This is a genomic window from Citrobacter sp. wls757 (genome assembly GCF_005280935.1).
Lineage (GTDB): Bacteria > Pseudomonadota > Gammaproteobacteria > Enterobacterales > Enterobacteriaceae > Citrobacter > Citrobacter portucalensis.
Map to the genome: position 1 here is coordinate 248,955 of NZ_SZWU01000060.1, position 7,845 is coordinate 256,799.

Below are 7,845 nucleotides of genomic sequence, written 5' to 3' on the forward strand. Positions count from 1 at the left end.
GCCCAGCCGGTCACCACGCAATCCTGATGGGTGTACAAATCGTCCAGATGATCTTCCGGATAGCCCGACTGTGTGACTTTACGATCGGCGGTTTTCAGCGCCGCGGTTAACGCCGCTTTATCACCTTCAAATAATGGTAGGGGCGTGATTCCGGAAGGCGGGTAACGCAGCACCACCAGACCAAAATCCCACGGGGCTGCTGATGGCGGCACAATCCAGCCATCGCCATCGGCTTTCAAACGCTTACCTAGTGAGGGATCAACCCGTCCTTCGATTCCATGGATTTCATAGCGCCAGACACCCTTTTTCGACACAAAGCGTAACGCGACGGCTTTATCCGGTTTGCCTTTCGGTGGAGCGAGCAAGCAGTGTCCGGCAGTCAGGGCCAGATGCGGTGAAATGAGCGTGGCGGTACACAGATTACCACTGGCGGTTTCCAGTTGTCCGATAGCGTCCCACGGTGATTGCGTTGGGTCCGTTACTTTCGTGCGATCGTCATGACCAAAAAACAGCGTTTTTATGCTTTCTGCTTCAGCGGTGGTCGTTGCTGGCTGATCCGCATGCGCAACAACAGGAAAAAAACAAATTGAGCCCAGTAATACAGCAATGGTTTTATGCATATCACACTCTGGTGGGGAATTATGATTATAAACAGCAAACCCTCAGTTAATACTATAGACGGGACGGCGAGAAAGTGGGAGTAAAATCAGATAACTACACTCAGGAAAGATAAAAATGCATGGCAATAAGGGCGCAAATTATCAGAGTAATAAGAATGAACTCAAAGCGGTAATGTGACACCATTTTACCCTCCGAAAGGCGGCGCTACATCAGGTTGATCTAGCGCCGTATGCTATGGCGTGGGGGACGCCATAGTGACTACAAATGCGTTATGCTGCAGGTTGAGCTGCTGGTTTAGCGGTGTCGTGTTTTACGGCTTTTTTGGTGTGTTTTTTAGCGGCCTGAGCTTTCTGCTCTGGTGCTTTTTGTTCTGCTGCTGGCTTGGTTGCTGCTTTTTTGGTGTGTTTTTTAGCAGCCTGAGCTTTCTGCTCTGGCGCTTTTTGTTCTACAGCCGGTTTAGTGGTGGATTTTTTAGCGTGTTTCTTGGCAGCCTGCGCTTTCTGCGGCGCTGCTTTGTGCTGTTTTTTATGATGCGTGGTTTTTGCCGGCGCTGCTTTGGTGGTTGCAGCAGCAGTCGGAGCGGTAGTAGCAGTTGTTTCAGCAGCAAAAGCAGCAGAAGACAGACCCATAGCAGCGGCAACAACCAGAGCTAATACTTTTTTCATTCTCATACCCTCGATTTGGTTTTTCATTCAACCCCACTGCGGGGCCGTTGAAATAACTATATCGCTGTAAACACAGGGCTTCCGTGAGTCATTGGTTTCGGCGTGTAACGATATGTACAATGACTCACGGTATGAGATTACAAATAGCGGGCTTCCAGATGAGAACGGAAATAACGGCTGCTGAGCGGCTCTCCGGTCGCCTGGGTAATAAGCTGTTCAGTAGTAAAGCGGCTGCCATGCTGCCAGATGTTCTGACGTAACCAGTCAAACAGGGCACCAAACTCACCTTGGGCAATAGACTGATTCAAATCAGGCAATGCGCGGTTAGCGGCACTGAACAACTGCGCTGCATACATGGCGCCTAAGGTATAGGAAGGGAAGTAGCCAAAGCCGCCGTCAGTCCAGTGAATATCCTGCATACAACCGTTACGGTAGTTTCCGATCGTTGACAGCCCCAGCCAGGCCTGCATTTTCTCGTTCCACAATGCCGGGATATCATCCACTTCAATATCGCCATTAATAAGCGCACGTTCGATTTCATAACGCAGGATCACGTGAGCGGGATAGCTTACCTCGTCGGCATCAACACGGATAAACCCGGGTTTGACCTGCTGGTTCCAGGCGATGAAATTGCTTTCTTCAAACGCTGCCTGATCGCCAAAGTGGCGCGTTACAGCCGGAATCAACCGCATCAGAAAGGCTTTACTGCGTCCCAGTTGCATCTCAAAGAACAGACTCTGGGACTCATGAATGGCGGTTGAGCGTGCCAGAGCAATAGGTTGCCCAGACCAGCTGCGTGGCAGGTTTTGCTCATAGCGCGCATGACCGGTTTCATGGATCACGCCAAACAGCGCGCTGAGTAATTCGTTTTCATCATAGCGGGTGGTAATGCGAACATCTTCTGGTACGCCGCCACAGAAAGGATGTGCACTGATATCCAGCCGACCAGCGGTAAAGTCGAAACCTAGCTGTGCCATTGTTTCAAGACCCAGCTCTCGCTGTACAGCTGTTGGGAAGGGACCTACCGGGGCGATGAGCGATTGCTGAGACTGCTTTGCCACCACCTTGTTTAGCAGATCGGGCAGCCAGCTTTTAACGTCTGCGAAAAGGACATCCAACTGAGCGCTGGTCATTCCTGGTTCAAAGATGTCCAGTAGCGCGTCATACGGCGAACAACCTTTAGCTTCTGCGCGCAGAAGGGCTTCTTCGCGGCTGTACTTCACAACTTCTTTCAGGTTATCGGAAAATCCTTCCCAGTCATTAGCTGGTCGCTGGCTACGCCAGGCATGCTCACAGCGGCTTCCCGCAAGAGATTTTGCTTCTACCAACGATTCGGGCAACAAGGATGCCTGGTGATGCAATCGCGACATTTCGCGCAGGTTCGCCTGTTCTACATCGTTGAGATCTTCCTGTTGCGCTGCGGCGATCCACATTGCCACTTTCGGATCGGTTAACAGTTGGTGCTCAAGCACGCTCAGCTCGGCCAGCGCTTCGCCTCGGGCTTTACTGCCTCCTGGCGGCATCATGGTAAACATGTCCCAACTGGCGATTGCCGAGAGGTGGGAGAAGCGAGAGAGCCGCTGGAACGTGCGGGTGAGCTGATGGTAATTATCATTGTTACTCATTTTTTGTTCTCGTTCTGTTTAGGTGTGGTTAAGAAGTTTACCGTGATTCACTCACTTTTCATAAACACACCTTTGTACCCGGTTTTCCGTAACAGCTTTTTATAGCGAAAAGCCAGCAGAACCACAAAACAGATGGCGTAGATAATAGGGAGCGGTGATAGCACTTTTACCGACCACAGATAATGCAGCGGTAGCAAAATGGCGGCCAGGTAGACGTAGTTGTGCAATGTTTGCCAGCGTTTGCCCATTTTACGCTGAGCGGCTTGTGTCGAGGTCAACGTCAACAGGAATAAGATAATCCAACCGGCCATACCCAGCATTAGCCATGGGCGTGAAACCAGTTCACGACCCAACAATTCCAGGTTTTGAATACCCAGTTCCAGCAGAGCATAGCTGGTTATATGCAGTGTGGCCCATGCAAAGCACCATAAACCTAACAACCGCCGGGTACGAAACAACAAAGGCTGCTTTGCATAGCGCGCAAGCGGCGATACCAGCAGGGTAGCCAGCAAAAACTTCAGCGCGGTAATGCCCGTAAAGTGCTGGATATCTTTTCCCGGGTCGGCGCCCAACCCGCCATGCTGCGCGGCCCAGAAGAGCCATAGCAGGGGTAAAAAACCGGCGAGATGCAGCAGCACTTTCAGACCGGTTATCTGTTTTGCAGTCAACCTCACTTAAAAATACTCCCGAAGATCCATGCCCTGATATAACGATGCCACCTCATCGGCATAACCATTAAAAGGTAACGTGGGCTGTCGCTGTACATCGAGAATGCCACCCGAACCGATAAAACGCTCAGTAGCCTGAGACCAGCGAGGGTGATCCACCTGCGGATTTACGTTGGCGTAAAATCCGTATTCATTCGGTGCTGACATATTCCAGGTCGTCGGTGGCTGTTCACGCGTCAGCTTGATACTGACTATCGATTTAATGCCCTTGAAGCCGTATTTCCAGGGTACGGTCAGGCGTATCGGCGCCCCGTTTTGCGGCGGCAATGCTTTGCCATATACACCTACGGTGAGAAGTGTGAGCGGGTGCATAGCCTCATCCAAACGAAGACCTTCGACATAGGGATATTTCAACCCACCGCCAATAAAGCGATCTTTCTGGCCCGGCATTTCATCAGGGGCGTAGCGTGTTTCAAAAGCGACGTATTTGGCGTGACTAGTTGGCTCAACCAGCGCCAGTAATTTATGCAACGGAAAACCCACCCACGGCACAACCATTGACCAGGCCTCAACGCAACGCATCCGATAAATACGCTCTTCTATTGGAAAGCGTGTGGTCAGCGCATCATGATCTAAGGTTAAAGGTTTGTTGACCTCACCGCTGATGGTTAACGTCCAGGGATCGGTTTTCAGGCTACCGGCATTGGCCGCAGGATCGGCTTTATCCAGACCAAATTCGTAGAAATTGTTGTAGCCCGTCACCTTGTCTTCTGGCGTCAGTGACAGGCTGTTTTGCCAGCGTTCGGGCTTTGTGAACTCAAGCGCTTTGCCTGCGGGTGCGGGTGGACGATCGTTGCCTTTAAACCAATCCAGCAAATTAGCCTGTGTAGGGGAGGACAGCGTGGCCGCAGCAGCACCTATCCCAAGTGCTTTGAGGATCTGTCGTCGTTGCATAAAAAATACTGACTCGGCTGTAACATCTGCTTCCCGAAGTGGACGTTTTTTTAGCATGACTTTTCCTTCTTATTTTCATGTTAAGGAAAACAAAGCGACGTTTCCCTGTTGATGTTTGACGTGTCTATAACGACATACTGCTCGCATGCGTATCCCTGGATCCTCACGAAAAGTTAAAAATTTTGTGATAACTTCCGCCCCTTGCCTGAGGTAAGCTTTCAACACGACGAGAGGGGGATGACACTGATGGCAGGCGCGAAAAAGATATTTTTGGTGGAAGATGACAGCGATATTGCCTCACTTTTGCAGCTTAGCCTGAAGGATGAGGGTTACGAGATTGTTCATGAGGCAGACGGAGCTCGTGCGCTTGAACAACTGGAGAAACACGTCTGGGATGCCGTTATCCTCGATCTGATGCTGCCAGGTGTCGACGGGCTGGAGATTTGTCGTCGCATTCGCCAAATGAGTTTTTATTTGCCCGTCATTATCATCAGCGCCCGCACCAGCGAAACGCACCGTGTATTGGGGCTGGAGATGGGTGCCGATGATTATCTGGCCAAACCTTTCTCGGTGCTGGAGTTGATGGCCCGGGTAAAGGCATTGTTTCGTCGTCAGGAAGCGATGAGTCAGAACCTACGTATGGAGGCGGGGATTATCACCGTTCATGGCGTAGAGATTGACCCATTAGCCCGGGAAGTCCGGCTGCATGGTAAATCCCTCGATTTAACGCCGCGCGAATTCGATCTGCTCTATTTTTTCGCCCGTCATCCAGGCGAGGTCTTTTCGCGTCAGGCGCTGTTAGATCAGGTGTGGGGCTACCAGCATGAAGGGTATGAGCATACGGTGAACAGTCATATTAATCGCCTGCGGACCAAAATTGAAAAGGATGCTGCCGAGCCGGAAATTATTCTCACGGTTTGGGGACGAGGCTATAAGCTTGCTGCGGTTAACGCGGAGCATCAGCCATGATTTATCGCCTGTCGCTGAGCCAGCGTCTGACCCTCGTCTTTACCGCCATTATGCTGATTTGTGCGGTTACCGTCAGCGCTGTCCAGATCCGCAGCAGTAAACAGTATGGCGACGCCATGGTGCAAAGGCTCTCGCTGGAGTTGGCGAGCAAGATTGTCAAAAGTGAGTCGCTTATTGATGCCAGCGGGCAGATTAATCGCCAGACCTTAAAAGGATTGTTTAATCACCTGATGACGCTTAACCCCAGCGTGGAGCTGTATCTGATTTCACCGTCAGGTGAAATACTTGCTGATGCCGCACCGCCGGGGCATATCCAGCGGCAGAAAATTAGCGTACAGCCGATACAGGATTTCCTTAATTCAGATGCGTTGCCCGTCTATGGCAACGATCCGCGTAGCAGCCAGCAAAAGGTATTCAGCGCCGCGCCAGTTTTATATAACGGTGAGCTACATGGCTATTTGTACATTATTCTGCAGGGCGAAGATCTGAATATGCTGGCGAATACCGCCTGGCAAAAAACGCTCTGGAATACCGTGGCCTGGACGTTAATACTGGTTTTATTCGCCGGTGGAATTGCAGGTTTTCTGGTGTGGCGATGGGTGACGAATCCAGTAAAAAGGCTAACCGGACAGGTGGTAAAACTGGATAAGGACAGCATTACCGTCATCAAACAATTGGCACAAAAAAATCCCGAACCGGTCCCGGAGAATGAAATAGCGCTGCTGAACAATGCGTTTATTGAGTTAGCGCAGAAAATTGCCCAGCAGTGGGATTTATTAGCAGACAGCGATCGTCAGCGCAGAGAGTTTATTGCCAATATTTCGCACGACCTACGCACGCCGTTGACTTCGCTGTTGGGGTATCTGGAAATGCTGTCGCTGAAAGCCGATACGATGACGCCGGAGGAAAACCGGCATTATCTTAGCATCGCGCTGCGCCAGGGGCATAAAGTTCGCCATCTGTCACAACAGCTGTTTGAGCCGGCAAGGCTGGAGCATGGCGGTATAAAACCGCAGCGTGAACGTTTTGCTATTGGTGAATTGATCCAGGACGTGGCACAGAAATTTGATCTCCCTGTTGCCACGCGTCATTTGCAGTTGCACCTTGACGTAACGGGGCCGTTACCGCTGGTGAATGCCGATTTATCGATGATAGAAAGAGTCGTGACGAATTTGCTGGATAACGCTATCCGTCATACGCCTGACGGAGGCGAAGTGCGGCTAAAAGTCTGGCGTGATGAAGACCGTTTATTCGCCGAAGTGCAGGACAGTGGGCCAGGGGTAGAAGACGCTGTGCGAGAAGTATTGTTTCAGCGCCCGACCGCGTTAATTCCCCGTGAGCAGCGGGCCGAGCGCGGCGGCCTGGGCTTACTGATCGTGCGTAGAATGCTCGAACTGCATGGAGGGGATATACATCTGGTTAGCTCAACGGCAGGGGCCTGCTTCCGTTTCTCGTTGCCGCTGGCGGATTCTCCCCTGAGTAGTTGACGGTGAAGTTTCGGAGTAAAGAGGGTTTTGGCATTGTACTCATGGGCATTGCGTAAAAGTTGGTAGGTTGTCAGTGATAATGAGAATTTTTATCATGCATAGGTAATTCATCAACTTATCTTCGATGAGCGCAAGGAGATCGTATGTCACAGGATGCCGACAACCTGTATATCGCCAGGACTAAAGCTGTTGCTGGCTGCTTTTCAATGTTTTTACTGATGTTTGGCCTCACGTTTACCCCGTTGTTTTTCCCCGCGAGTCAGGACCTGCTTGCCAAAGGGGTACTTTTTCCGCTGCTGTTTGCGCTGGAATTTGTTGTGCTGGTTCCGCTGTATTATTTCTTCTTTAGAAAAAGAGAGGGACTGGGCAAAGGCATTTTCAACGCCAGGTGGTTTGCCATTTTGTTCGCGGCGCTGCTGTTTATTCAGCTTATCCTGCCATTGATTTTGGGTCTCAGACAAACTGAAGCGTGGGTGACCAGCCAAATATCCTTAAGTAGTTATGCGTTGTGGTTATCTACATTGACCCTGATATTTATCGCGCCAGTTTATGAGGAAATTGTTTTCAGAGGCTGTTTATTCAACGCGTTCCAGTACTGGTTCAATAATAAAACCTGGCTGTCGTCAGTGGTGGTATCGGTCATTTTTGCCATCATGCATACGCAGTATGTGGATCTACGCACGTTGCTGATGTTGTTTCTTGTGTCGCAGGTGTTGATCCTGGCCAGACTGAAAAGCAACGGTCTGTTGATGCCAATTATGCTGCATATAGTGATGAACGGGACGGTTATTGCTCTGCAAATGGGAGCCCAGACGTTACTGCCTGATTCATAAAGGTGATGCCCGGAATCCGGGCA

Annotated in this window: 8 protein-coding genes; 3 read left to right on the forward strand and 5 right to left on the reverse strand. The window is 50.7% G+C overall.

What is annotated here, in order from left to right; genetic code table 11:
• From FDW94_RS16085 to msrP, 5 genes are all read right to left on the reverse strand, one after another.
• A partial coding sequence (locus tag FDW94_RS16085) for a serine protease (RefSeq protein WP_249358571.1) occupies positions 1–620 on the reverse strand: 620 nt, incomplete at its 3' end.
• Positions 621–890: 270 nt separating this feature from the next.
• Positions 891–1,286, reverse strand: coding sequence for an acid resistance repetitive basic protein Asr (gene asr / locus FDW94_RS16090; RefSeq protein WP_048214236.1), 396 nt, complete (start codon positions 1,284–1,286; stop codon positions 891–893).
• A gap of 137 nt (positions 1,287–1,423) precedes the next feature.
• Positions 1,424–2,911, reverse strand: coding sequence for a carboxypeptidase M32 (locus tag FDW94_RS16095; RefSeq protein ID WP_032943377.1), 1,488 nt, complete (start codon positions 2,909–2,911; stop codon positions 1,424–1,426).
• Between the two features lie 47 nt (positions 2,912–2,958).
• On the reverse strand, positions 2,959–3,585 hold the full coding sequence (gene msrQ / locus FDW94_RS16100; protein ID WP_100272498.1) for a protein-methionine-sulfoxide reductase heme-binding subunit MsrQ: 627 nt from the start codon (positions 3,583–3,585) through the stop codon (positions 2,959–2,961).
• Entirely contained in the window at positions 3,586–4,590 is a 1,005-nt protein-coding gene (gene msrP, locus FDW94_RS16105) for a protein-methionine-sulfoxide reductase catalytic subunit MsrP (RefSeq protein WP_137377880.1), read from the reverse strand.
• Positions 4,591–4,779: 189 nt separating this feature from the next.
• Between msrP and FDW94_RS16110 the strand changes: the two genes are divergently transcribed.
• The 3 genes from FDW94_RS16110 (at position 4,780) to FDW94_RS16120 (ending at position 7,822) form a co-directional block, all read left to right on the forward strand.
• On the forward strand, positions 4,780–5,502 hold the full coding sequence (locus FDW94_RS16110; RefSeq protein ID WP_008784719.1) for a response regulator transcription factor: 723 nt from the start codon (positions 4,780–4,782) through the stop codon (positions 5,500–5,502).
• Complete coding sequence (locus tag FDW94_RS16115; RefSeq protein WP_137377881.1) at positions 5,499–6,989, forward strand: ATP-binding protein; 1,491 nt, start codon at positions 5,499–5,501, stop codon at positions 6,987–6,989. The genes FDW94_RS16110 and FDW94_RS16115 overlap by 4 nt, the downstream gene beginning before the upstream one ends.
• A 143-nt stretch (positions 6,990–7,132) precedes the next feature.
• Positions 7,133–7,822 (forward strand): type II CAAX endopeptidase family protein, encoded by a 690-nt coding sequence (locus FDW94_RS16120; RefSeq protein WP_137377882.1) that lies wholly within the window; start codon positions 7,133–7,135, stop codon positions 7,820–7,822.
• The last annotated feature ends 23 nt before the right edge of the window (positions 7,823–7,845 follow it).

Coding starts and splice junctions, on each gene's coding strand:
- asr (WP_048214236.1), bottom strand. CDS start 1,286: ATGAAAAAAGTATTAGCTCTGGTTGTTGCCGCTGCTATGGGTCTGTCT.
- FDW94_RS16095 (WP_032943377.1), bottom strand. CDS start 2,911: ATGAGTAACAATGATAATTACCATCAGCTCACCCGCACGTTCCAGCGG.
- msrP (WP_137377880.1), bottom strand. CDS start 4,590: ATGCTAAAAAAACGTCCACTTCGGGAAGCAGATGTTACAGCCGAGTCA.
- FDW94_RS16110 (WP_008784719.1), top strand. CDS start 4,780: ATGGCAGGCGCGAAAAAGATATTTTTGGTGGAAGATGACAGCGATATT.
- FDW94_RS16115 (WP_137377881.1), top strand. CDS start 5,499: ATGATTTATCGCCTGTCGCTGAGCCAGCGTCTGACCCTCGTCTTTACC.
- FDW94_RS16120 (WP_137377882.1), top strand. CDS start 7,133: ATGTCACAGGATGCCGACAACCTGTATATCGCCAGGACTAAAGCTGTT.